Raw genomic sequence first — 21195 nt, forward strand, 5'->3', positions numbered from 1 at the left:
CTTTGGCCCGCACCGTTCAGGCGCGGGCTTTTCCTGTCAGCGTCGCAACACCCATCGCATCCAATGCGGCGGCGGCGATATCTTGGGCGGTCAACCCGGCATCAGCATACATATCCGCAGGGCTTGCTTGGTCGATGAACCGATCAGGCAGGCAAAGGGTGCGGATCGCGACACCACGATCAAGCTGCCCCGTGGCCGCCAGATGGTGCAGCACGATGGCCCCAAACCCTAGCATCGCGCCCTGTTCCACCGTGATCAGCGCCGCATGATCCGCTACCAGTTGATCGACCAAAGCAGTGTCAAGCGGCTTGGCGAAACGGGCATCGGCGATGGTCACGCTCAGACCGCGGGCCTCAAGCGCGCGGGCGGCATCGGTTGCCTCGGCCAAATGCGCACCGAAGCTGAGGATCGCGATATCGCGGCCTTGCTGGATGATGCGGCCCTTTCCGATCTCCAACACCTCGCCCACCTCGGGCATCGGTACGCCGGTGCCCTCGCCGCGCGGATAGCGCAGGGCAATCGGCCCGCTGTCATGGGCGGCGGCGATGGCCATCATATGCACCATCTCGGCCTCATCGGCGCAGGCCATGACCGTCATATTGGGCAGTGCTGCCAGAAACCCGATGTCAAAGGCACCGGCATGCGTCGGCCCATCGGCACCCACCAACCCCGCGCGGTCGATCATGAATCGCACGGGCAGGTTTTGCAGCGCCACATCATGGACGACCTGATCATAGCCGCGTTGAAGGAAGCTTGAGTAAATCGCGCAGAAGGGCCGCATGCCCCCCGCCGCCATCCCGGCGGCAAAGGTCACGGCGTGCTGCTCGGCAATTCCCACATCGAACACGCGGCCCGGCATCGCCTTTTGCAAGATGTTCAACCCCGTGCCGCCGGGCATGGCGGCGGTGATCCCGACAATGCGGCTATCCCCCTCGGCATGGCGCTTGAGGCATTCGCCAAAGACATTCGTATAAGCGGGCGCATTGGGGGTGGATTTCTTTTGCACACCCGTGGCGACGTCGAACTTGTTCACACCGTGATAGCAATCATCCGACCGCTCGGCGGGGGCATAGCCCTTGCCCTTGACGGTGACGGCATGGATCAGCACCGGCCCCGTTGCGCGCGCCTTGGCGCCGCGCAGCACGTTCAAAAGCTCGGCCATGTTATGACCGTCGACCGGGCCGATATAGGTAAAGCCCAGATGCTCGAACAATGTCGCGGATTTCTGGTGGCCGGTCACCAATTCGCGCGCCCGTTCCGCGCCTTGGCGCAGCGGTTCGGGCAGATGGGCGGCAACGCCATCGGCGATATCCTTGAGCGCCGCCAAGGGCGAGTTCTTGGCAAGCCCCGCCAAATAGCTTGACATCGCCCCCGTCGGCGGCGCGATAGACATGTCGTTGTCGTTCAGGATCACGAACAAGCGCCGTCCGATATGACCCGCATTGTTCAGCGCCTCATAGGCCATGCCGGCGCTGATCGAACCGTCGCCGATCACGGCAATCGCGTCACCTGTCGCCTGCCCCATCTCGCGCGCCATGGCGAAACCAAGGGCTGCCGAAATACTTGTAGAAGAATGCGCCGCGCCGAAGGGGTCGTAATCGGATTCCGCGCGCTTCGTGAAGCCCGACAGCCCATCCTTTTGGCGCAGCGTGCGAATACGGTCGCGGCGGCCGGTCACGATCTTGTGGGGGTAGCATTGGTGGCCCACATCCCAAACCAGCTTGTCATAGGGCGTGTTGAACACCGCATGGATCGCCACGGTCAACTCGACCACACCCAGCGATGATCCCAAATGGCCGCCCGTCTCGGAAACGGCCGAGATCGTCTCGGCCCGCAACTCATCGGCGCATTGTTTCAGCTCGTGGTCAGTCAACCGGCGCAAATCGGCGGGGTAGGTGACACGGTCGAGAACGGGGGTATGGGGTCTATCGGTCATTTTGCTGGTCCTCCCGAACCGGCGGTGGAGAGACGAAAAAACCGCTGGCAGGGTCTGAACCTGCCCGCGGCTAAAGGCACCTCACGAAGGGACGTAAGGGTCAGGTGAAACCGGGGGCGAGGCTGGCCGCCCCCGGTCGCATTCGATATGGGCCGCGGCCCGCATGGCCTACTCGAAGGCCGAGTAGTCGGGCAGGTCATCCAGCACGGCCAATTCGGGCCAGTTCCGGATCACGTTCAACCCATTGAGCGGCTGCTGTTCGCCTTGGTGGCAAGTGCGGCAAGCCAGCTTCGGCACATCCGCATAGACCGGGCCCAGACGTTCGGGCGGCAGCACGGTTTCCAGCGGCAGGATGTATTGCTCCAGCGTTTCCTGAACCATCAGGATACCCAGACTTGCCGTGGCCCATTGCGGGGTCACCTGCGCCGGATCGTAGAAGGCGCGGGTGTTGTGGCAGAAGGTGCAATTCACCCCTAGCGAATTCGAGAAGTAGTTCATCCAGGCGTAGGTCATTTCGGCGTGCTGGATGAGCGGGCTGCCCGGCGGGTTTTCGGCCCGGCTGACAAGGTCATGAACTTGCGCGACACCATACTGGCCGTTCTCGTCCAAAAGCAGGAAATGCTCCAGGTAGGTCGAGGGCAGCGAGGTGAAGTTCGAGGTCATCGTCACACGGTTCTGGATCGCGGGCCAGCCTGCGACGTTGTCGTTGACGGGGCCGACGCGGAACCAGATGTTGTTGGGCACCGGCTGTCCGCGGTGGCAAGTGTAACAAGTCACGCCCACCTCCGCATTGGCCTGAACGTGCCCCGCCCAGTTCTGGTTAATGTTCTGCGTCATCTCGATCATCGAGTAGGCGAGGGCTGTCTGGTAGCTGTCATTGCCCGGTTCCAGAAGGTCGGGAATGCCGGTCCAGGACCTCATCGCTTCGAGCAGGCGTTCGTAGTTTTCCACGGTGACATTTGCCAACGCGGGGGGAACACCTTCAAGAACGTCGATCGCAAGCTGAGAGTCGGCGGTCGGAACCACCGGCTCGGAAGTGATGTAACGGTCCACATCGGGGTAAACCGCCAGATCCGACACGAACTCTGGCACATGCATGCCGGTGCCGCGCGGGCCGGTCTGTTGGCTTTCGGTCGGGAAGGGTTGGCCAAAGCCAACGATCATCGCCGCCACGAACACCGCCGATCCCGCGACACCCACCGCAATGGCGGGGCCGAAGATGTTGGTCGGGTTGTCCTTGTTCCAGTTGTCAAACCACTTGGGGAACATGGCTCAGTTACCTCCCGCCGGAACGCCGCCGAAGTCCTGGTAGGTGCCGTAGGCTTCGTAGCCGTAAGCGCCCAGGTATTCGGGTGCGAAGTTGTGTTCGATGGCCCAGATGAACCAGTTGTCCACGACTGTGCCTGTCAGCAAGATGCCGATCCCGCCGGTGATGGGGGTCAACACCGCGAACCACCACGCCCAGCGATGGATACCTTCCATCGTGGCGTTAAAGCCCATGGTCCAGCGCCAGAACAGGCCCGCGCGCTCGGATGCCGTGCCGCGGTCATAGATCTGTTCCAACTCGCGGTCGCCGCCGTAGCGAGAGACCGCCAGAATGGTCGCGCCATGCATCGCAAACAGCAAGACGGAGCCATAAAGGAACACGATCGAAAGCGCGTGGAACGGGTTATAGTAAAGGTTCCCGTAGCGGATCGAAAAGGCCGTGGTCCAATCAAGGTGCGGGAAGATACCGTAAGGCACAGCCTCCGACCAAGATCCCATCAAGATGGGGCGGAACAGGCCCAGCACAAGGAACAGCCAGATCGCCGCCAAAAAGGCCCAAGCGATATGTTTGCCCATCTTGTGCTGTGCGGCCAACAGGTAGGTCCGCAGCCACCAGCTCATCACCGAGATCAGCAAGAAGAAGCTGGAGATGATATACCAGCCACCATCATTGAGCGGCGGCATCGACAAGCCATGCTCAGGGCCGGGCGGCTCCAGCGCCAGCCAAAACAGTTGGCGAACGAACTGCGTCAGCGACCAATCAACCTGCGCCAGCATGTTGAGGCCAACGATGTTGAACCACAACAAACCGGTCGCCATGCTGATCACGCCAGCCCAGCCCAGATAGATCGGGCCGATCTGGGCGTTGCCCAACCACCCGGCGAGGTTCGAGAACGTCGCCGTGCGGGTGCGGTCACCGCCTTGGATATTGTCTTCCATGGCCATGCCCATCTCGGGCTCGCCACGCACCTGCACCTGGGTGAAGATGTTTTGATACTCGAAGTAGGCCATTAGTTGGTCCCTCCTGCGACGACGGGCGCGTTGGTGCCGTAGGTCTCAAGGAAGTTGGAGGTATGTACCGGGCCTGCGTCTGGCCAGATCGGCAGCGTCAGCCACCAGTTCCACCATTCGGGCCAGCCAGAGGTCCAGACCGGGCCAGAGATGATGATACAGACCGCACTCCAGAAACCGGCATTCAGCGCCAAAAGCAGACCGACACGGTGGATACCCAAGGTGCCAATCGAATAGCCGATGAAATCCCGGAAGAAGGTATCTTCGTGATCCGGTGTCTTGGCCTGCTCACCCTTTTCGGGGTTGGCCGCAGACAAGATCAGGCCACCATGAAGGGCCAGCGCAAAGGTCGTCGCAAAGAAGAACGAGACCGCGATCATATGCGCCGGGTTATAGTGGAAATGCAGATAGGCGTAGCCGACATTCGACACCCAATCGAGGTGGCTGAAAATGCCATAGGGGAAAGCATGCCCCCAAGCCCCCATCAGAAGCGGGCGGAACACCACCAGCGTCATATAGGCAAAGATCGCAAAACCGAAAGCGATGGGAACATGATATCCCATGCCCAGTTTGCGGCTGATCTCAACCTCGCGCAGCGCCCAGGACACAAAGGCCCCGATCGCGCAGAAGGTGACGATCTGCCATAGGCCGCCCTCCATGAGCGGCGCAAAGCCGAGCCCGTAGCTCAGATCAGGAGGCGCGATATTGATCGTCCAAGGGTTGAAGTTGCCATCCATGGCAGCGCCCCAGAAAATCAAAATCGTCCCCAACAAGGCGAAAAAGGCTGTCGTGACCCCGAAAAAGCCCACGTAGAAGGGCCCAACCCAGAAGTCGAACAGATCGCCGCCAATCAGCGTCCCTCCGCGGACGCGATACTTTTTTTCGAAGCTTAGCAAAGCCATGCGTCTGTCTCCGCGTTCGGCGGCGTCAACGGGCAGTGCCGGTCAGCCGTCAATAAAATCGTTCGGATCGCTGCGGGCAAAGCGGATCGGCCCCGCCCGCAGCAAAAGTGTCCGCGCCAATGGTTGGCACGGGGTCGCATCAGCCGCCGAAACCTGCGGTTGCAGCAGCGGACTCAAACCAGTTCAGGCCGGACGACAGAACCACCAGGTGGATCATCGCCGCGAGAAGGAACAGGAAGACACCCTGTGCCACGAACACGCGGCGGGGGTCGAAAATGAGCCAGATCTTGTAGAATTTAGCCATGATTTAGCTCCTTCTCAGAACCAGGGTGCCCAGATGTACGTGGCAAGGTGAGCGACAAGGGCGACGGCCGCAAACAGCCAGAGCCCGCTCATGTATACCGCGTGCAGCTCTTGCGCCTGCTCGTCAGTAAGACCTGTGAAAGACAGGTCGGAATTATCAGCCATTTAACTTTCCTCCGGAACGTTAGACCGATGCCGCGAACCCCGCGGCCGGGCCCCGACAAGGCCTCATTGCCCTGTCGGCCATCCACCCCAGCCCACTTGCGCGGAATTGGGTGAATTTCGTATCGGCTCCGGTCGTCACGCCGAGTGTCTTGTTGTGGCTTCCCCCACCCACCTGTGGTCTGACGACAGGCTTTGTTGGGCAGGTTTGGGCCAGATCAGGCCGAGAAGATCATCGGCGTGATAATACGTGCCTGGCTCCAAGCCCGTTTGATCGGGCCCTTCTCGGTCAGGCTTCCCGTGCGGATCGCCGCCAGCGCCCAAGTCAGGGTCGCCAAGGGCAGCGTCGCTAAGAAAATGATTGCGAAATAGACCATGAATTCGGCCTTCTGCGTCTTGTGCCGTGCGACCGGATGGTCGGAGGTAAAGTCTGTCATCTTTCCTCTCCCTCGTTGAAATCGAACCCGGCCGGCGCCAATGCACGGACGGTATCTTTCATGACCCGCTCAGCCCCGCTGGCGAGTGCCGTCTTCTCGGCGGCATCGCGCAGCGTCTTTGCGGCGGAAATACGGGTCAGAATCGGGTGCTCCTCGACGATCCGGTCGAGAAGCGTTTGCGCATCCGCATCCCATGGGAAATCGCGGCGCAGCGTTGTGGGGGTGGCCTCAAGGCTGTCCATCTGGCTGCCCAAGGGCAGGATGTGAAACAGCGCATCGAACAGGCCGTTGCAGACCTCTTGCAACATGTAAGTGGCACCCGCATAGCCCATGAAGGGCGTGCCAGTCGCGCGCCGGATCGCGGCACCCGGAAAGCTTGCGGGGATGAATGCGGGCTTGGGTCCATGCCCCGCCGCCATCTCGGCCAGATACATCTTCTCGTTGATCGAGCCCATCAAGATCAGCGGCCGCTTTTGGCTGACCAATGCGCGGACCTGATCATTGTCGGTCTTGCGCCCCGCCACCCGCGCCACCGCAAAGGCGCAAGGCAGGCCCAGATCGGTCTCAAGGAATTGCCGAACGCCACGGGCATAGGTCTCATTGGCGACGATGCCGAAACTGGCCGTCGCAAAGAAATCTTGCGTGACCGAGCGCCATAGATCCCAGACAGGCTTGATCGTGGAATGCTTTTCGCGTGCGATAAAGGGCTCGGGGTCCAGCCCCAGCAACTCGCCCAGCTTGCGTAGGAATTTCGTGGTGCTTTCCACCCCGATCGGCGCTTGCAGATAGGGCTTGCCCAGCACTTCACACAAACCGCGACCAAATTCGCGATACATGCAAATGTTCACATCCGCATTCACCAGATTGCGCATCTCGGCCAGATGACTGCCCAAGGGCATGACCATATTGACCTCGGCCCCGATCCCTTCGACCAGCCGCCGGATCTCGTGCAAATCCGATGGCATGTTAAAGGTGCCATACATCGGCCCAAGGATATTGACCCGTGGCGCCGCACCTTCTTCGCGTGGCTTTTCGGGCGGCATGCGCCCCTTGGTCATGCCAAACTCGGTAAAGATCCAGGTCATCGCGCGGTCGGCCGATTCCCACTGATCCTCATCAATGGTGCGCGGCAGGAAACGCTGGATATTGGTGCCCATCGGCGTCACGCCGCCGCCGATCATCTCGGCAATCGACCCTGTGACAACGACCGATGGCAAAGCCGGGTCCAACACACCCCAAGCGCGCTTCATCGCGCCTTCGGTACCGTCGCGGCCAAGCTCTTCCTCGCCCAGACCGGTGGTCACAATGGGCAATTCATGCGGCGGCAAGCCGTCGGTGTAGTGCAACACGCTCGTCACCGGCAGGTTTTCGCAACCCACCGGCCCGTCGATGATAACCTGCAACCCCTTTACCGCGGTAAAGGCATAGACCGACCCCCAATAGCCACCGGCGCGGTCATGATCCTGGATCAGCATGACACCGCTCCAGTCTTCTTCGTTTCAGAAATATCCCTGGGGGTCTGGGGGGCAGCGCCCCCCAGCGGGTCGGCCCGCAGGGCCGAAACACTCTGATAAACCGCGCTCATATCATCTGCTCCGCCTGGGCGGCGCGCGCGGCCTTGTCGAGTTTCTTTTGATGCGCAGCGCGGAAATCGGGGCGCAGGTTCGGCGCACCCTCCCAAATCCCGGCGGTGTCGCCTTCGCCCACCCCGGCAAAGAATTCGCGCATATGATCCATACGGCCCTTGTTGGCCATCGCGGCATTGACCACTTGACCAAGCGAGCCTGCACCAGCCGGCCCCATCAGGGGACGCGCCGAAATCAGGTTGGTGAAATAGAGCGACGGGATGCCCATCTCTTTGCCCTTCTGGACCACGGGCGTCGTGCCGATGGCGAGATCAGGCTTGATCGCCTCCATCGCGGCGCAATCATCCTCAAGGCTGGCGCGGAACTTGATCTTGACGCCGCGCGCCTCAAGCCATGCGATATCGGGCGCCGACCATTTCGTCTTGGGGCAAGCGCTCCCGACGTAAGGCACATCTGCACCGCTTTCGATCAGCAGGCGCGCGACCAATAGCTCGGACCCTTCATAGCCCGACAAGGTGATGGTCCCTTTGATCGGGTTCGCGGCAAGCCCCGCCTTGATCGCGGGCAAAAACGCGTTTTGCGCCGCCGCGATCTTGTCGGCACCGACACCATAGGCGGCCCCGATGGCCGCCAACCAATCGGCGGTGCCGTCATGGCCAACGGGGGCAGAGCCCACGATAGTGCGGCCAGCCGCTTCGAACTCGCGGATCGCGGCGGTGTAGAACGGATGAATCGCCGCCACGACTTGGCTATCCAACGCAGAATAGAGCTCGCGCCACTCACGACAGGGAACGACCGGACCTGCCGCCAGACCGAGTGGCGCGAGCATCCCTCCAATACCCAATGGGTCTGCAGGGAACATTTCGCCCAACAGGGTCACTGTCGGACGGTCTGATTTACCCGAAACGGGGGCTTGAACTGGGCCGGCCTCCACTTCCCGTCGGGCATAGTTGAGCATCGCACCCGCAAGGACGTCTTTGGCCTCTGCATGGGTGGGGATGCCAAAGCCGGGTACATCGATACCGACGATCCGGACTCCGTTAATCTCGTTGGGCAACAGGCGAAGCGGCACACCCGATGCGGTCGGCACGCAAAGGTTCGTCACCACGATCGCGTCATAACGCTCGGGGTCGGCCATCTCATGCACGGCTTCGCGGATGTCCTCGAACAGCTTGCCCGTAACGAGTGTCTCAGAATTGAAAGGCACATAACCGACGGACCGCCGTGCGCCGTAGAAATGGCTCACAAAGGTCAGCCCATAGACGCAGCAGGCCGAACCGCTCAGCACGGTCGCGGTGCGGCGCATCCGCAGGCCCACGCGCAAGCTGCCAAAAGCAGGGCACATGGATTGCGGTTTGTCATGCGGACCTTGGGGGTAATCCTTGGCGTATTGGTCAAGGATCTCGGATTTGCCCGCCATGCGGGCGGCCTTTTCCATTTCACCGGCACCGGCATGGCAGCCCATACCATCGCCACCTTGCGGTGCGACAGCGGGGGCGCTCGCGTCGACATTCGCCTCGCCCCGGATCACCGGGGCGTCGGCGGTATCGTCGTAGCGGACCTCTCTGAAATCATCGGCCATTGCGTCACGCCTCGTCGTAGATGACTTCGAGGGACGGTTTATGAACCGCATTCTTACCGCGCATGTCGGCATCGCTTGCCGGTTCCAGCGTGATGCCTGCGCCTGTTTCCGATCCATCGAACAGCTGCAACAGCTGGTCTTGGTTCAGCGCGACGGGCTTCATCGGCGGCGCGACAGCAACATTGTCGCCCAGCGCGGCAAACAGGCTGCCCCATTCGCTTTCTGCGGTGCCGACGATTTGGTAATTCGCCGACTTCTTGCGCAGATCGTCGTTTTGCGGAATGGCAGCCAAGATCGGGATGCCCACGGCCTCGGCGAATGCCTGCGCCTCGCCCGAGCCGTCGTCCTTGTTGATGACGAGGCCCGCGACGCCGACATTGCCGCCCAGCTTGCGGAAATATTCCACCGCCGAGCAAACGTTGTTGGCCACATACAGCGATTGCAGGTCGTTCGAGGCGACCAGAATCACCTTTTGCGCCATGTCGCGCGCGATGGGCAGGCCAAAGCCGCCACAGACCACATCGCCCAGAAAGTCGAGCAAGACATAGTCGAAATCCCAATCATGGAAGCCGAGCTTCTCGAGTAGTTCGAACCCATGGATGATCCCGCGACCACCACAGCCGCGCCCGACCTCGGGGCCGCCAAGCTCCATCGCGAAAACACCGCCGCGCTTGAAGCAGACATCGCCGATCTTCACTTCCTCACCCGCCAGTTTCTTCTGGGTCGAGGTCTCGATGATCGTGGGGCAGGCCTTGCCGCCGAAAAGCAGCGAGGTGGTATCGGATTTCGGGTCGCAGCCGATCAGCAGCACGCGCTTGCCCTGTTCGGCCATCATGTGGCTGAGATTGGCAAGCGTGAAGCTCTTGCCGATGCCGCCCTTACCGTAGATCGCGATGATCTGGGTTTTCTTGGTCGGCTCGCCCTGCGGCACCTCGAGCGTCGGCTCATTGGCTTCTTCGCGCAGCTTGGCGTCGTAATCACGCAGGTTCGGAACATCGAGGCTCATGCGGCGTTCTCCCAGCTTAGAATCATTTTCAGGCAAGCCGGGTCTTCGAACGCGGTCTGATACGCACTCTCGGCTTGCTCTGCAGTTGCGGTATGCGTGATCAGCCCCGAGAGGCTCAGCGCGCCATGGTTGATCAGATCGCGCGTGGCGATCAGATCTTCGCGCGTCCATTCGGCGGCGATACGGAACCGCGCCTCGCGCATGAAGGCGGGCGGAAAGGCGAATTGCAGCGGCTCGGGGTAAAAGCCGGCCAAGACGATCTCGCCGCCCTTGGCCAGACGACCAACCATTGTGTCCAAAAGCGACGACACGCCGGAGGCGTCATAGATGCAGCCATAATCGCGGCGCGGATCGGCATCGGGATGAATGACGCTGTAGCCCGTCGCACCCAACTGACGATCTTCGTTGATTTCCCAAACGGTCGGGGCTGGGCCACCTGCAGCAATCGTCAGCCGGGCCAACAGGCGGCCAAAGACGCCATGGCCGATGATCAGCTCTGGCAGGCGGGTGTTCATGCCTGCAAGCGCGTGGCGGGCGGTCGCGGCCAGCGCCAAAAGCGCGCCTTCGGCCCCAAGTGCCGGGTCGATCCGCACAACGCGATTGGCGGCGGTGACCAAACGGCTTGCGGCACCGCCGAACAGCCCTTTGACCTCACCGTAGCAATTTGCGCCGGGAACAAAGACGACATCACCCACCTTGAAGCCCGTGCCGGGTCCGGCACTGACAACTTCACCCGCGGCCTCGTAGCCGGGGACAAGCGGATACCCCATGCCGGGGAAGGGCGGCATTTCGCCCGACCAGAAAAGCTTTTCCGTGCCTGTGGAAATCCCCGAATGACGCACATCCACCACAAGATCATCAGGACCGGGATCGGTCAGGTCAAGCTGACCTACGCCGAGGGTCTTGGGGCCTTGAAGTATGACGGCGTTCGAGATCACGGGTGTCTTTCCTGACATGAGCGCAAGCACACAAAAGAATCCTGCACCTGCGGCAACTTGACTGTCAGTTTATCCTGACACTATTTTATGTCAATCCAAATAGACACATGTGTCAGGTTTTCTTTACGCTTTACGCGCTTGCACCACGGAGGTGATGAAGGGACGGGCCGTTCTGGGCATGGAAATATCGCCAAACCCCGCCGCCTGAAGATGCCCGGAAATCTCAGCGGCGCTGCGCGCGCGCCCTGTTCCCATGGCAAGGCAATAAAGCCCAAAGTAAGCATCCCCCGCCCGATTGGGATGCACACCGCCCGACATCGGCTCACTGATGATGATCCGCCCACCGGCCGGAAGTGCCGCATGCGCCTTGGCCAAAAGCATGCGCACCGTATCGTCGGAATGGTCGTAGAGAACCCGGATCAGGCTGATCGCATCGGCACCACCGGGCAGCGTATCGGTGCGAAAACTGCCGCCTGTGATCGTGACGCGATGGGCGAATCCTGCATCGTTGAACCGCGCTGTCGCGGGCGCGATCACTTGCGGCAGGTCGAACAGATGCAACGCAAGATCGGGATATGCGCGCCCCACCGCCGTTAGGAACGCACCCGTCCCCCCGCCCACATCCAAAAGCCGCGTCACACCGCCAAGATCGATCACGCCTAACGCCTCTTGCGCGACAAGGGTTTGGCTATCGGCCATGAGCTGCGAATAGGTGGCGGCGGTCTCGGGGTCGATCTGGCCGGTCGCGCCAAAGACATAGGGCCAGAAAGCGGCCAATTCCGTTGCAGGCGCATCGCGGAAAAAGGCGACGGGGTCGGCCATGTCGCGATAAAGCACATCATGGTGGCGGATCATCTGCGCCAAGCCGGGAATGCCCGGAAGTGCCGCACCCAGACGCCCCAGACCATAGCGCCCATCGCTTGTGCGTTGCATCAGGCCCAGCGCGCTGGCCGCTTGGCACAACACGCGTAACCGATCAGGGGCGACACCAACCCGAAGGGCCAAGGCCTCAACACTGCGCGGACGATCAGACAGGTGATCAGCCAAATCCAAGGCGACAAAGGCCATCAACACCTGGCTATGCAAAAACCCCGCGACCAGATCGAACAAGGCCTCGCCATCTTTGCGCGCGACACGCGCGGCAATCGGTGTGCGTGCGGCCCAGCGCTGAAACCGGTCTGAACGCAACAGCGCGGTGCGCCAAGCATAAAGCCGGTCGCGCAGGCGCGGACGGTCATCTTGCATGGGGTCAGCCACCGACATCGGCTTAAATCATCTGGTTTGCAGGAAGCACAGGCGTCAACCGCTCGGCGGTCTTGCGTACCAAGGCCGCCAAGGCCGCCTCACCCGCGCAGGAGGGGATCGAGGAAATGGCACCGGACAAGATATCCTCCAACCGCCGGATCGCACCGCGCACGCCAAGGGCGGCGACGGCATTGGGGCGGCCATTGATCTCATCTTGATGGGCGGGCTTGCCCAGCGTCACCTCGTCATACAGCGCATCGCGCAGATCATCGGCGACCTGAAACGCCTCACCGATGCGCGCGCCAAGTTCTGTCCATGCCTCGGGGTCTTCGCCTGCTGCCGCCGCACCCATGCGGGTGGCCGCTACGAAAAGCGCGCCGGTCTTGGCGCGGTGATAGGCGGATAGATCGATCTTCGCCTCGCTCTCCCAACCTTGGCCGGCGCAGATACCGCCGGGCATGCCGCTGGTCTCGCCCAAGATGCGCAACAGCCGAAGGCCACGTTTCGGGTCGGCCTCGGCCGCGCGGGTCAGCACCTCAAACGCCATGATGATCAGCGAATCACCTGTCAAAAGCGCCAAGGGCTCGCCATAGGCGCGATGCACCGAGGGTTTGCCGCGCCGCGTGTCGGCATTGTCGAAGCAAGGCATGTCGTCATGCACAAGGCTGGCGCAATGGATCAACTCAATCGCCGTGGCCGCCGCATTGGCCATGGCAGGCTGATCATCGCCACAGGCCAGCGATACCGACATACAGATTGTTGGCCTGATGCGCGCACCACCGGGGTTTACCGCATAATCAAGGGCAGCGGCCAGTTTTGGCGGCGGGCTACCCACTTGGCCCAATCGAATTGCACTGGAAATCGCGGCTTCGATCCGGGGTTTCAACGACATGCGCGGCCTCTCTGATCATTGGGAATCTGCCCGGTCTGACAGCCCATGTGTAAATCAGGGTGGACAAATGCCCGCAAACTGTCAACATGAATTGACAGTTGAGGAGGAAAGCCCCGTGCAAGACGCGCCTAACCGTGCAGTCGTGATTGGCGCCGGTATCGGTGGCCTTGCGGCGGCGCTGCGGCTTGCGCATGCGGGTCTTGCGGTCACGGTCATCGATGCAGCACCCACCGTAGGCGGCAAGATGCGCACCCGCGACAGTGTCGCGGGACCAGTCGATATCGGGCCAACCGTGATGACCCTAAAAGGCGTGTTCGAGACACTTTTTGCCGATGTCGGCGCGCGGCTATCTGATCATGTCAGCTTGATCCCCGAGACGGTCTTGGCGCGACATTTTTGGCGCGATGGATCGGTTCTGGATCTGCACAGCGATCCGGCGCGCAATGCGAACGCGATTGGTGCATTTGCCGGTGCAAGCGCGGCGCGGCAATTCACACGCTTTTGCGACCGCGCCGCCCGGCTTTACGCCGCTTTCGAGGGGCCAATCATGCACGCGCCCAGCCCCCGGCTTGCGGGGCTTGTGGCGCATGTGTTGAAAAACCCGGCGATCATTCCCGCGATGGCGCCGGGCTTTAGCCTTGCCGCCAGCCTTGCGCGGCAATTTAGCGATCCGCGCCTGCGCCAGCTTTTCGGGCGCTACGCCACCTATGTCGGCGGCTCACCCTATGACAGCCCAGCGGTGCTTGGCCTAATCTGGCAATCCGAGGCAAGCGGCGTCTGGCGCGTTCAGGGCGGCATGCACAAGCTGGCGCTAGCGATGCAGGATTTGGCCACGGCCAAGGGCGCGGCCTTTCGCCTTGGCACGCGTGCGATGCGGATCGAACAGCAAGATGGCCGCGTGATCGCCGTGCATCTCGACGATGGCACCCGACTGGCGGCCGATCTGGTGGTGTTCAACGGCGATCCCAAGGCGCTAGTCGATGGGCATCTTGGCACCGGCCCCAGCCGCGCCGTGCCGCGTAAAGCGGTGGCCGCGCGCAGCCTATCGGCCTTTGTCTGGGGCTTTGCCGCCGAACCCGTGGGGGTTGAGCTGGCCCACCACAATGTCTTTTTCTGTGACAATCCAGCCCAAGAATTCCGTGATCTTGCCGCCGGTCGTATGCCCAGCGACGGCACGCTTTACGTCTGCGCCCAAGATCGCGGTGGCGACGCACCGACAGGCGCAGAGCGCTTTGAGATCATTTTGAACGGCCCGCCCGGTCACCCCTCGACCCCGGAGGATGCATATACATGTCGAACACGCACATTCGAGACGCTTTCCCAGATGGGCCTGCGGTTCTCGCCCACCCCACAGGTCAGCGCGCTGCACATGCCGGGGGATTTCGACAGGGACTTTCCAGCGTCGGACGGTTCCCTTTACGGGCTGAGCCCACATGGGATGATGGCCAGCTTTCAGCGCCCGACGGCGCGCACGGCGATCAAGGGTCTTTATCTGGCGGGGGGCGGGGCGCATCCGGGGGCGGGGATTCCGATGGCCTGCCTCTCCGGCAAGCACGCGGCCGCGGCGATCTTGAGCGACCTTGCTTCGATCTCGATGTCCCGCAAGACGGCTACGCATGGTGGTATGTCGACGGGATCAGCGATGACGGGCAGCGCGCGATCTCCATCATCGGCTTCATAGGGTCTGTTTTCTCGCCTTGGTATCGCTGGTCGGGCCGTAAGAACCCCGCCGATCACTGCTGCTTGAATGTCGTGACCTATGGGCAAGGCGGGCGCTGGACAATGACGGACCGCGGGGAAGCGGCCCTTGGCCTATCGCGCGACCGGCTGCAGATTGGACCATCGGCGATGGTCTGGGCGGGCGATCATCTGCGCATCGAGATTGCCGAGATGTCGACCCCGCACGCCCAAATGGTGACGGGCGAGGTGATCATCCGCCCAGCCGCGCTAACCCAAGTGGAGATGGCGCTGACCCCCGATGGCGCGCATATCTGGCGACCCTTTGCACCCAAGGCCAGCATCGAGGTGCGGCTGAACCGCCCCGGCTGGAACTGGACGGGGCATGGCTATTTCGACGCCAATTTCGGCACCCGCGCGCTTGAGGCTGATTTTAGCTATTGGACATGGGGGCGTTTTCCGCTGCGCGATGGCGCGGCCTGTTTCTATGACGCCCAGCGCCGCGACGGGTCGGAACTTGCCGCCGCGATTGGCTTTGCCGAGGATGGCACGCCCCGCGCGATTGCCATGCCGCCCAAGGCCAAGCTCAAACGCCCCGGCTGGATGGTGCGCCGTGAAACCCGCGCCGATGCGGGATATCAGCCGCGACAGGTCAAAGCGATGCTTGATGCGCCATTTTACAACCGTGCCGCCGTGCAGACGCAGATCAACGGTGAAGAAACAGTCGGCGTGTTCGAAGCGCTCGACCTTGACCGGTTTCGTGGACCATGGCTGATGCCGATGCTGGCCGTGCGGGTGCCGCGCCGCCGCAGCTGGCCGGGAATGCCGGGCTGAAGCCCGGCCTACCGGCTGTTGCGGCAGGGCGCGCGAGCCGCCATAAAGACGCGCAAAGCAAGCGGAGGCCCTATGGCAGACAGCAATTTTCCCGGCTGGCACGGCACGACGATCATCGGCGTGCGCAAGGGCGACGAGGTGGTGATCGCGGGCGATGGGCAGGTCAGCCTTGGCCAGACCGTGATCAAGGGCAGCGCGCGCAAGGTGCGCCGCCTGTCACCCGGTGGCCACGCGGTGGTGGCGGGTTTTGCCGGATCAACCGCCGATGCCTTTACCCTTCTAGAACGGCTTGAAAAGAAACTGGAGGCAACACCGGGCCAATTGCAGCGCGCCAGCGTCGAATTGGCCAAGGATTGGCGCACGGATAAACACCTCCAGAAACTCGAGGCGATGCTGATCGTGACGGACGGGCGCGAGCTTTATGTGATTACCGGCGCGGGCGATGTGCTGGAACCCGAACATGGAATTGCCGCCATCGGATCGGGCGGCATGTATGCGCTGGCCGCCGCGCGGGCGTTGATCGACGGCGAGCATGACGCCGAAACCATCGCGCGCCGCGCCATGGCGATCGCGGCCGATATCTGTGTCTATACCAATGGCAACCTGACGGTGGAGCGGATTTCGAGATGAGCGACCTGACCCCACGCGAGATCGTGTCCGAGCTTGACCGCTTTATCATCGGCCAGAAAGACGCCAAGCGCGCCGTTGCCGTTGCGCTGCGCAACCGCTGGCGGCGCAAGCAGTTGGGCGATGACCTGCGCGATGAGGTTTATCCAAAGAACATCCTGATGATCGGCCCCACCGGTGTCGGAAAGACCGAGATCAGCCGCCGCCTAGCGAAACTTGCCCGCGCGCCCTTTATCAAGGTCGAGGCGACGAAATACACCGAAGTGGGCTATGTCGGACGCGATGTGGAACAAATCATCCGCGATCTGGTCGATGCGGCCCTGATCATGGTGCGCGAGCATATGCGCGACGAGGTGCGCGCCAAAGCCCATGCCGCCGCCGAAGAGCGTGTGATCGCGGCGCTGGCCGGTGACGGCGCGCGCGATCAAACCCGCGACATGTTCCGGCGCAAGCTGCGCTCGGGAGAGTTGGACAGCACTATTATCGAGTTGGAATTGACTGATACCGCGAACCCGATGGGCGGCTTCGAGATCCCCGGCCAGCCGGGGATGGGCGGCGGGATGATGAATTTGGGCGATCTTTTTGGCAAAGCCTTTGGCGGGCGCAAGATCAAGCGCCGCATGACCGTTGCCGCCAGCTACGAGGCACTGATCGAGGAAGAAGCTGACAAGCTTCTCGACAGCGAGATGGTGACCCGCGAGGCGCTGCGCGCGGTCGAGCAAAATGGCATCGTCTTCATCGACGAGATCGACAAGGTCGCCAGCCGCCAAGATATGCGCGGCGGTGATGTCAGCCGCGAGGGGGTGCAGCGCGATCTTTTGCCCCTGATCGAAGGCACGACCGTTTCGACCAAGCATGGCCCGGTGAAAACCGACCATATCTTGTTCATCGCCAGCGGTGCTTTTCATATCGCCAAGCCATCGGACCTATTGCCCGAATTGCAGGGGCGCTTGCCGATCCGGGTGAACCTTCGCCCGCTGACCGAGGATGATTTTGTCCGCATCCTGACCGAGACCGACAATGCGCTCACCCGGCAATATACCGCGCTGATGGCGACCGAGGCGGTCGAGGTCAGCTTTACCCAAGACGGGATCGCCGCCTTGGCCCGTATCGCGGCCGAGGTGAATGAGAGCATCGAGAACATCGGCGCGCGGCGGCTTTACACCGTGATGGAGCGTGTGTTCGAAGAGCTGAGCTTTACCGCCCCTGATCGCGGCGGCGAGGCGATCATTGTCGATGCCGCGTTTGTCGAGGCAAATCTGGGTGAGTTGACCCGCGACATCGATCTGTCGCGCTATGTTTTGTGATCAGCGCGGACGCTTGAGATATACGTAATAAGCCCCGCCGCCGCCATGGCGCTGGTGCGCTTCGCGGATATCGAGGACCAACGCGCCCAGCGGTGGGGCATGCAGCCAAGACGGCACTTGGTGGCGCAAAATCCCGACCTTGATCGGGATGGGCGTGTCGCTATCGCGCTCTTTGCCCTTGCCGGTAATCACAAGAACAAGACGATCACCCCGATCATAGGCGGAAAAGACAAAGCGGATCAGTGCGGGATGGGCCTGCGCGATGGTCATGCCATGCAGATCGATCCGCGCATCGGGTTTAAGCTTGCCGCGCACCAGCTTGCGATAGGCGCCATGATCCATCCGCACGGGCGCTTGTGCCAAACGGGTGGATAGATCGGTGCTGGGTTGCGGTGGATGGGGCTTGTGGCGGGCCTTTTCGCCGATGCGAAAGGCGGAAATCCTTTCGCGCGGGACGGTGGGGGCAGGTTTTGGCCCCTCGATCTCGGGCAGCGAAAGGTTGCGCGCGGGCGGATCAAGCGGCGTCGTGCTTTTTGCGACCTTTTCCCACAGATGGCGTTCTTCCGCGCTTAGCCCGCGCTTGCCCTGACGCGCCATCGCTCAGCGATCCGGCGCGCGTTGATGGGCCAATTCAATCGGGAGCAAAACGACCATCCGGCCCGGATCGCGTATCTCGCCGGCGGCGAGACCTGCCTGATCACCAAAGCCATAGAAGATATCGGCGCGCTGCGCCCCACGAATAGCGCCGCCTGTATCTTGCGCCACCATCAATCGCCTGATCGGGTCTGCACCTGCTTTTTCGATCCAGACAGGTGCGCCCAAGGGCGTATGTTCCGGATCGACCGCGATAGAGCGCATCGGCGTGATCGAGCGGTTCATCGCCCCCAAAGGCCCAAGATCGGGATCGGGCAAATCGACCTCGCGGAAAAAGATATAGGATGGGTTGTGATAAAGTAGCTCGCGCCCCGCCGCCGGGTTGCGACGCACCCAGTTGCGGATCACCTGCGCCGAAACCTGATGTTGGGTGAAGATGCCCCGGCGCACCAGCTCTTGCCCGATGGAGCGATAGGGCTGGCCATTCCTGCCACCATACCCAACGCGGATGATTGACCCATCTTGCAGCTTGATCCGGCCAGAGCCTTGTATTTGCAGAAAAAACAGCTCAACCGCATCATCGACCCAAGCGATCTCTAGCCCGCGACCTTCCAGCAAGCGGCCCTCTTCGATCTCGCGGCGGGTGACCCAGCGGCCATCGACGGCCTCGGGCGGTGTGCGATAGACGGGATAGCGAAAGCGCATACTGGGTGTGCGCGCGCCATCAAGTTGCGGCTCAAAATAGCCGGTGAACAGCGCCGGTGCGGCCCCGCCGATCAGAACCGGGCGAAAGAACATCTCGAAAAAGCGGCGTGCGTCGCGTGCATTCTGGGACAAGGCGCAAAGGGGTTGCCAATCCGGGCCGACAAGATCGGCACAGGTATTGCGAAACGTGGCCAAGGCAGCGGCGTGGTCATCGGTGGCCCAGCCGTCGAGATCGGCAAAAGACAAAAGCTCAATTGTCTCTTCAGACATTGAAGGGCTGCTCCAGGCAGAGATGGCCATAACAAGGCCAAGGACCGCACCCAACCCGCGCATCTGTCATCCGTCGGTTGCGACCAATTCCCAGTTCGGATCGCTGGCCCCCATATGGCGGGCGAAAGTCCAAACATCGCGCTGGCGCTTGATCTCGTTCGGGTCACCCTCGACCACCTGACCTTCGGCGTTGCGCACGACCGAGGTCAACTCGCCCACGAAACGCACGGTAATCTCGCCCACACCGGTGGCGCGGTCAAAGCGTGCGCGGTCAAGTGCCAATTCCCGGATGCCGATAAAGGAGGCTTGGATCGACAAGCCTTGCGCCTCGCGTTCGTCGATCACGGAGGCGAAGGTCTCCATCACATCGGACGCAAGAAACGGGCGCAGCGCTTCTACATCGCCGTTTTCAAAAGCCATCAAGATCATCTCGTAAGCGCCGCGCGCGCCTTGCAAGAACTCGGCAACGGTAAAGCTTGGCTCGGCTTGCTTCATGGCGCTCAACGCCTTGGCGCTGTCAGAGCCATCTTCGACATGGTCGGTAATATCGCGATCAGGGCCACCTTCGATCACTTCGAAATCGCGGCGGCGATCCTTGCGCGCGGGCTCTGCCACCTCGGGCGGTTTTTCATAGCCTTCGCGCGTGCCAAGCACACTGCGCAGACGCAGAATCAAAAACACTGCGATACCCGCCAAGACCAGCAAAGATAGAAGGGACGAGTTCATGAAAGCTCCTTGCTGGGCAAACGGGGTTCTCTTGGGCGTTACAATGCACATATGTAGGTCAGGGGTGGTATCAAGTCCATCACCCTCGACCGCGCCAAATCGGCGCTTGCCCCGTTGGGAGAGCAATTCATGTGGCTTTTTCTTGCCTTTCTTCTGGTTCCGCTGGTCGAGATTGCGCTTTTTATCCAGATCGGCGGGCTGATCGGCCTATGGGCGACCTTGGCGATTGTGGTGTTGACGGCTGTTGCGGGCACGATGCTGGTAAAGTCACAGGGCGCCTTGGTCCTATCGCGCCTGCGCGATAGCTTTCAAACCCTGCGCGACCCGACCGAACCCTTGGCCCATGGGGCGATGATCTTATTTTCCGGCGCGCTCTTGCTGACGCCGGGGTTTTTCACCGACACAGTCGGCTTTTTGCTTTTGGTGCCTGCGGTGCGGAGTTGGCTTTTGCGCGAGGTGGCGAAGCGGGTCACCTTTACGACGATGCAGATGGGCAATGGCCCGACACGGCCAAGCGATCCGCGCGATGATGTGATCGATGCGCAATATACGGTGGACGAGAACCCAGATCGCAACGGCCCCCCATCCCAGTGGACGAAGCATTGAGGCTGGCGGCTTGTGCTGTTAGACGATTGGGCAAATCCTGATGCCGATGTGAAAATTGGAGAGAAAGATATGTCCGAAACCAATGGCAGTTCCGCCCCCCAAGCCACAGCTGGCACCGCCGAACAGCCAGTGATGCCGAAATTGCAGATCCTTGGCCAGTTTGTGCGGGATATGTCGTTTGAGAATATCGCGGCGCAAAGGTCGGTCAGCGCGCAGGTGCAGCCCGATATTCAGGTGCAGGTCGCACTTGATGCGCGCAAGCGCGAAGCCGAAGATCAGTATGATGTGATCATGAAGCTGAAGATCGAAAGCAAGACGCGCGAAGAAACACCGCAGTCGATCTTTTTGCTCGAGCTGGAATATGGCGGCATTTTTAAGGTCGAGCATGTCAGCGCCGAACAGATGCATCCGTTCTTGCTGATCGAATGTCCGCGGATGCTGTTTCCCTTTGTGCGCCGGATCGTGTCGGATGTGACGCGCGATGGTGGCTATCCGCCGCTTGGGCTTGATACCATCGACTTTCTGGCGCTTTACCGCCAGCAATTGGCCCAGCGCGCGATGGCGCAAAAAGCCGACGCGTGAT

22 protein-coding genes are annotated in these 21195 nt (G+C 61.6%); 6 read left to right on the forward strand and 16 right to left on the reverse strand.

All coding sequences use genetic code 11. The annotated features are described in order from the left end of the window. Nucleotides 1–16 precede the first annotated feature (16 nt). The 13 genes from dxs to KG698_RS06480 form a co-directional block, all read right to left on the reverse strand. Complete coding sequence (dxs, locus tag KG698_RS06420; RefSeq protein ID WP_213684743.1) at nt 17–1936, reverse strand: 1-deoxy-D-xylulose-5-phosphate synthase; 1920 nt, start codon at nt 1934–1936, stop codon at nt 17–19. Between the two features lie 168 nt (nt 1937–2104). After that, nucleotides 2105–3205, reverse strand: a complete 1101-nt coding sequence (pufC, locus tag KG698_RS06425) for a photosynthetic reaction center cytochrome PufC (RefSeq protein WP_213684744.1) — start codon at nt 3203–3205, stop codon at nt 2105–2107. 3 nt (nt 3206–3208) lie between these two features. After that, the gene (gene pufM, locus KG698_RS06430) at nt 3209–4213 is read right to left on the reverse strand and encodes a photosynthetic reaction center subunit M (protein ID WP_213684745.1); all 1005 of its coding nucleotides are present in this window, start codon (nt 4211–4213) and stop codon (nt 3209–3211) included. Next, nucleotides 4213–5115 carry a photosynthetic reaction center subunit L gene (pufL, locus tag KG698_RS06435; RefSeq protein WP_213684746.1) on the reverse strand — a complete coding sequence of 301 codons (903 nt, stop codon included), beginning with the start codon at nt 5113–5115 and terminating at the stop codon, nt 4213–4215. The genes pufM and pufL overlap by 1 nt, the downstream gene beginning before the upstream one ends. A 139-nt stretch (nt 5116–5254) precedes the next feature. Next, the gene (gene pufA / locus KG698_RS06440) at nt 5255–5419 is read right to left on the reverse strand and encodes a light-harvesting antenna LH1, alpha subunit (RefSeq protein WP_109666569.1); all 165 of its coding nucleotides are present in this window, start codon (nt 5417–5419) and stop codon (nt 5255–5257) included. A 14-nt stretch (nt 5420–5433) separates the two neighbouring features. Next, nucleotides 5434–5583: a light-harvesting antenna LH1, beta subunit gene (pufB, locus tag KG698_RS06445; RefSeq protein ID WP_213684747.1), complete on the reverse strand. Its 150-nt coding sequence runs from the start codon at nt 5581–5583 to the stop codon at nt 5434–5436. A gap of 215 nt (nt 5584–5798) precedes the next feature. After that, nucleotides 5799–6017: a cytochrome PufQ gene (pufQ, locus tag KG698_RS06450; protein ID WP_213684748.1), complete on the reverse strand. Its 219-nt coding sequence runs from the start codon at nt 6015–6017 to the stop codon at nt 5799–5801. Further along, on the reverse strand, nt 6014–7492 hold the full coding sequence (bchZ, locus tag KG698_RS06455) for a chlorophyllide a reductase subunit Z (protein ID WP_213684749.1): 1479 nt from the start codon (nt 7490–7492) through the stop codon (nt 6014–6016). The genes pufQ and bchZ overlap by 4 nt, the downstream gene beginning before the upstream one ends. A 106-nt stretch (nt 7493–7598) precedes the next feature. Continuing rightward, on the reverse strand, nt 7599–9185 hold the full coding sequence (gene bchY / locus KG698_RS06460) for a chlorophyllide a reductase subunit Y (protein WP_213684750.1): 1587 nt from the start codon (nt 9183–9185) through the stop codon (nt 7599–7601). 4 nt (nt 9186–9189) lie between these two features. After that, nucleotides 9190–10191 carry a chlorophyllide a reductase iron protein subunit X gene (locus KG698_RS06465; protein WP_213684751.1) on the reverse strand — a complete coding sequence of 334 codons (1002 nt, stop codon included), beginning with the start codon at nt 10189–10191 and terminating at the stop codon, nt 9190–9192. Beyond that, on the reverse strand, nt 10188–11129 hold the full coding sequence (gene bchC, locus KG698_RS06470) for a chlorophyll synthesis pathway protein BchC (protein WP_213684995.1): 942 nt from the start codon (nt 11127–11129) through the stop codon (nt 10188–10190). Before bchC ends, KG698_RS06465 begins: the two co-directional genes overlap by 4 nt. A gap of 123 nt (nt 11130–11252) precedes the next feature. Then, nucleotides 11253–12392, reverse strand: a complete 1140-nt coding sequence (locus KG698_RS06475; protein WP_213684752.1) for a methyltransferase — start codon at nt 12390–12392, stop codon at nt 11253–11255. 4 nt (nt 12393–12396) lie between these two features. Beyond that, on the reverse strand, nt 12397–13266 hold the full coding sequence (locus KG698_RS06480; protein ID WP_213684753.1) for a polyprenyl synthetase family protein: 870 nt from the start codon (nt 13264–13266) through the stop codon (nt 12397–12399). Between the two features lie 67 nt (nt 13267–13333). Between KG698_RS06480 and crtD the strand changes: the two genes are divergently transcribed. From crtD to hslU, 4 genes are all read left to right on the forward strand, one after another. After that, on the forward strand, nt 13334–14947 hold the full coding sequence (gene crtD / locus KG698_RS06485) for a 1-hydroxycarotenoid 3,4-desaturase CrtD (RefSeq protein WP_213684754.1): 1614 nt from the start codon (nt 13334–13336) through the stop codon (nt 14945–14947). After that, nucleotides 14902–15777: a carotenoid 1,2-hydratase gene (gene crtC, locus KG698_RS06490; RefSeq protein WP_367114058.1), complete on the forward strand. Its 876-nt coding sequence runs from the start codon at nt 14902–14904 to the stop codon at nt 15775–15777. Before crtD ends, crtC begins: the two co-directional genes overlap by 46 nt. Nucleotides 15778–15849: 72 nt before the next feature. After that, nucleotides 15850–16407 (forward strand): ATP-dependent protease subunit HslV, encoded by a 558-nt coding sequence (hslV, locus tag KG698_RS06495; protein WP_213684755.1) that lies wholly within the window; start codon nt 15850–15852, stop codon nt 16405–16407. Next, on the forward strand, nt 16404–17711 hold the full coding sequence (gene hslU, locus KG698_RS06500; protein WP_213684756.1) for an ATP-dependent protease ATPase subunit HslU: 1308 nt from the start codon (nt 16404–16406) through the stop codon (nt 17709–17711). Before hslV ends, hslU begins: the two co-directional genes overlap by 4 nt. Here hslU and KG698_RS06505 read toward each other — a convergent pair whose 3' ends face one another. The 3 genes from KG698_RS06505 to KG698_RS06515 form a co-directional block, all read right to left on the reverse strand. After that, nucleotides 17712–18308 carry a Smr/MutS family protein gene (locus KG698_RS06505; RefSeq protein WP_213684757.1) on the reverse strand — a complete coding sequence of 199 codons (597 nt, stop codon included), beginning with the start codon at nt 18306–18308 and terminating at the stop codon, nt 17712–17714. A 3-nt stretch (nt 18309–18311) separates the two neighbouring features. Then, nucleotides 18312–19280 (reverse strand): murein transglycosylase A, encoded by a 969-nt coding sequence (locus KG698_RS06510; RefSeq protein WP_300983085.1) that lies wholly within the window; start codon nt 19278–19280, stop codon nt 18312–18314. A 66-nt stretch (nt 19281–19346) separates the two neighbouring features. Continuing rightward, nucleotides 19347–20006 (reverse strand): Tim44/TimA family putative adaptor protein, encoded by a 660-nt coding sequence (locus tag KG698_RS06515; RefSeq protein ID WP_213684759.1) that lies wholly within the window; start codon nt 20004–20006, stop codon nt 19347–19349. Between the two features lie 129 nt (nt 20007–20135). On the opposite strand from KG698_RS06515, the gene KG698_RS06520 reads away from it, so the two are divergent. Both KG698_RS06520 and secB read left to right on the forward strand, forming a co-directional pair. Then, nucleotides 20136–20612, forward strand: a complete 477-nt coding sequence (locus KG698_RS06520) for an FxsA family protein (protein WP_213684760.1) — start codon at nt 20136–20138, stop codon at nt 20610–20612. Between the two features lie 69 nt (nt 20613–20681). Next, nucleotides 20682–21194: a protein-export chaperone SecB gene (gene secB / locus KG698_RS06525; protein WP_213684761.1), complete on the forward strand. Its 513-nt coding sequence runs from the start codon at nt 20682–20684 to the stop codon at nt 21192–21194. The last annotated feature ends 1 nt before the right edge of the window (nt 21195 follow it).

The organism is Roseicyclus sp. (assembly GCF_018402035.1).
Lineage (GTDB): Bacteria > Pseudomonadota > Alphaproteobacteria > Rhodobacterales > Rhodobacteraceae > Roseicyclus.

Coding starts and splice junctions, on each gene's coding strand:
- KG698_RS06465 (WP_213684751.1), bottom strand. CDS start 10,191: ATGAGCCTCGATGTTCCGAACCTGCGTGATTACGACGCCAAGCTGCGC.
- pufC (WP_213684744.1), bottom strand. CDS start 3,205: ATGTTCCCCAAGTGGTTTGACAACTGGAACAAGGACAACCCGACCAAC.
- KG698_RS06520 (WP_213684760.1), top strand. CDS start 20,136: ATGTGGCTTTTTCTTGCCTTTCTTCTGGTTCCGCTGGTCGAGATTGCG.
- KG698_RS06475 (WP_213684752.1), bottom strand. CDS start 12,392: ATGTCGGTGGCTGACCCCATGCAAGATGACCGTCCGCGCCTGCGCGAC.
- dxs (WP_213684743.1), bottom strand. CDS start 1,936: ATGACCGATAGACCCCATACCCCCGTTCTCGACCGTGTCACCTACCCC.
- hslU (WP_213684756.1), top strand. CDS start 16,404: ATGAGCGACCTGACCCCACGCGAGATCGTGTCCGAGCTTGACCGCTTT.
- bchY (WP_213684750.1), bottom strand. CDS start 9,185: ATGGCCGATGATTTCAGAGAGGTCCGCTACGACGATACCGCCGACGCC.
- crtD (WP_213684754.1), top strand. CDS start 13,334: ATGCCCGCAAACTGTCAACATGAATTGACAGTTGAGGAGGAAAGCCCC.
- pufA (WP_109666569.1), bottom strand. CDS start 5,419: ATGGCTAAATTCTACAAGATCTGGCTCATTTTCGACCCCCGCCGCGTG.
- pufQ (WP_213684748.1), bottom strand. CDS start 6,017: ATGACAGACTTTACCTCCGACCATCCGGTCGCACGGCACAAGACGCAG.
- KG698_RS06515 (WP_213684759.1), bottom strand. CDS start 20,006: ATGAACTCGTCCCTTCTATCTTTGCTGGTCTTGGCGGGTATCGCAGTG.
- pufM (WP_213684745.1), bottom strand. CDS start 4,213: ATGGCCTACTTCGAGTATCAAAACATCTTCACCCAGGTGCAGGTGCGT.
- secB (WP_213684761.1), top strand. CDS start 20,682: ATGTCCGAAACCAATGGCAGTTCCGCCCCCCAAGCCACAGCTGGCACC.
- hslV (WP_213684755.1), top strand. CDS start 15,850: ATGGCAGACAGCAATTTTCCCGGCTGGCACGGCACGACGATCATCGGC.
- KG698_RS06505 (WP_213684757.1), bottom strand. CDS start 18,308: ATGGCGCGTCAGGGCAAGCGCGGGCTAAGCGCGGAAGAACGCCATCTG.
- pufB (WP_213684747.1), bottom strand. CDS start 5,583: ATGGCTGATAATTCCGACCTGTCTTTCACAGGTCTTACTGACGAGCAG.
- pufL (WP_213684746.1), bottom strand. CDS start 5,115: ATGGCTTTGCTAAGCTTCGAAAAAAAGTATCGCGTCCGCGGAGGGACG.
- KG698_RS06480 (WP_213684753.1), bottom strand. CDS start 13,266: ATGTCGTTGAAACCCCGGATCGAAGCCGCGATTTCCAGTGCAATTCGA.
- bchZ (WP_213684749.1), bottom strand. CDS start 7,492: ATGCTGATCCAGGATCATGACCGCGCCGGTGGCTATTGGGGGTCGGTC.
- KG698_RS06510 (WP_300983085.1), bottom strand. CDS start 19,280: ATGTCTGAAGAGACAATTGAGCTTTTGTCTTTTGCCGATCTCGACGGC.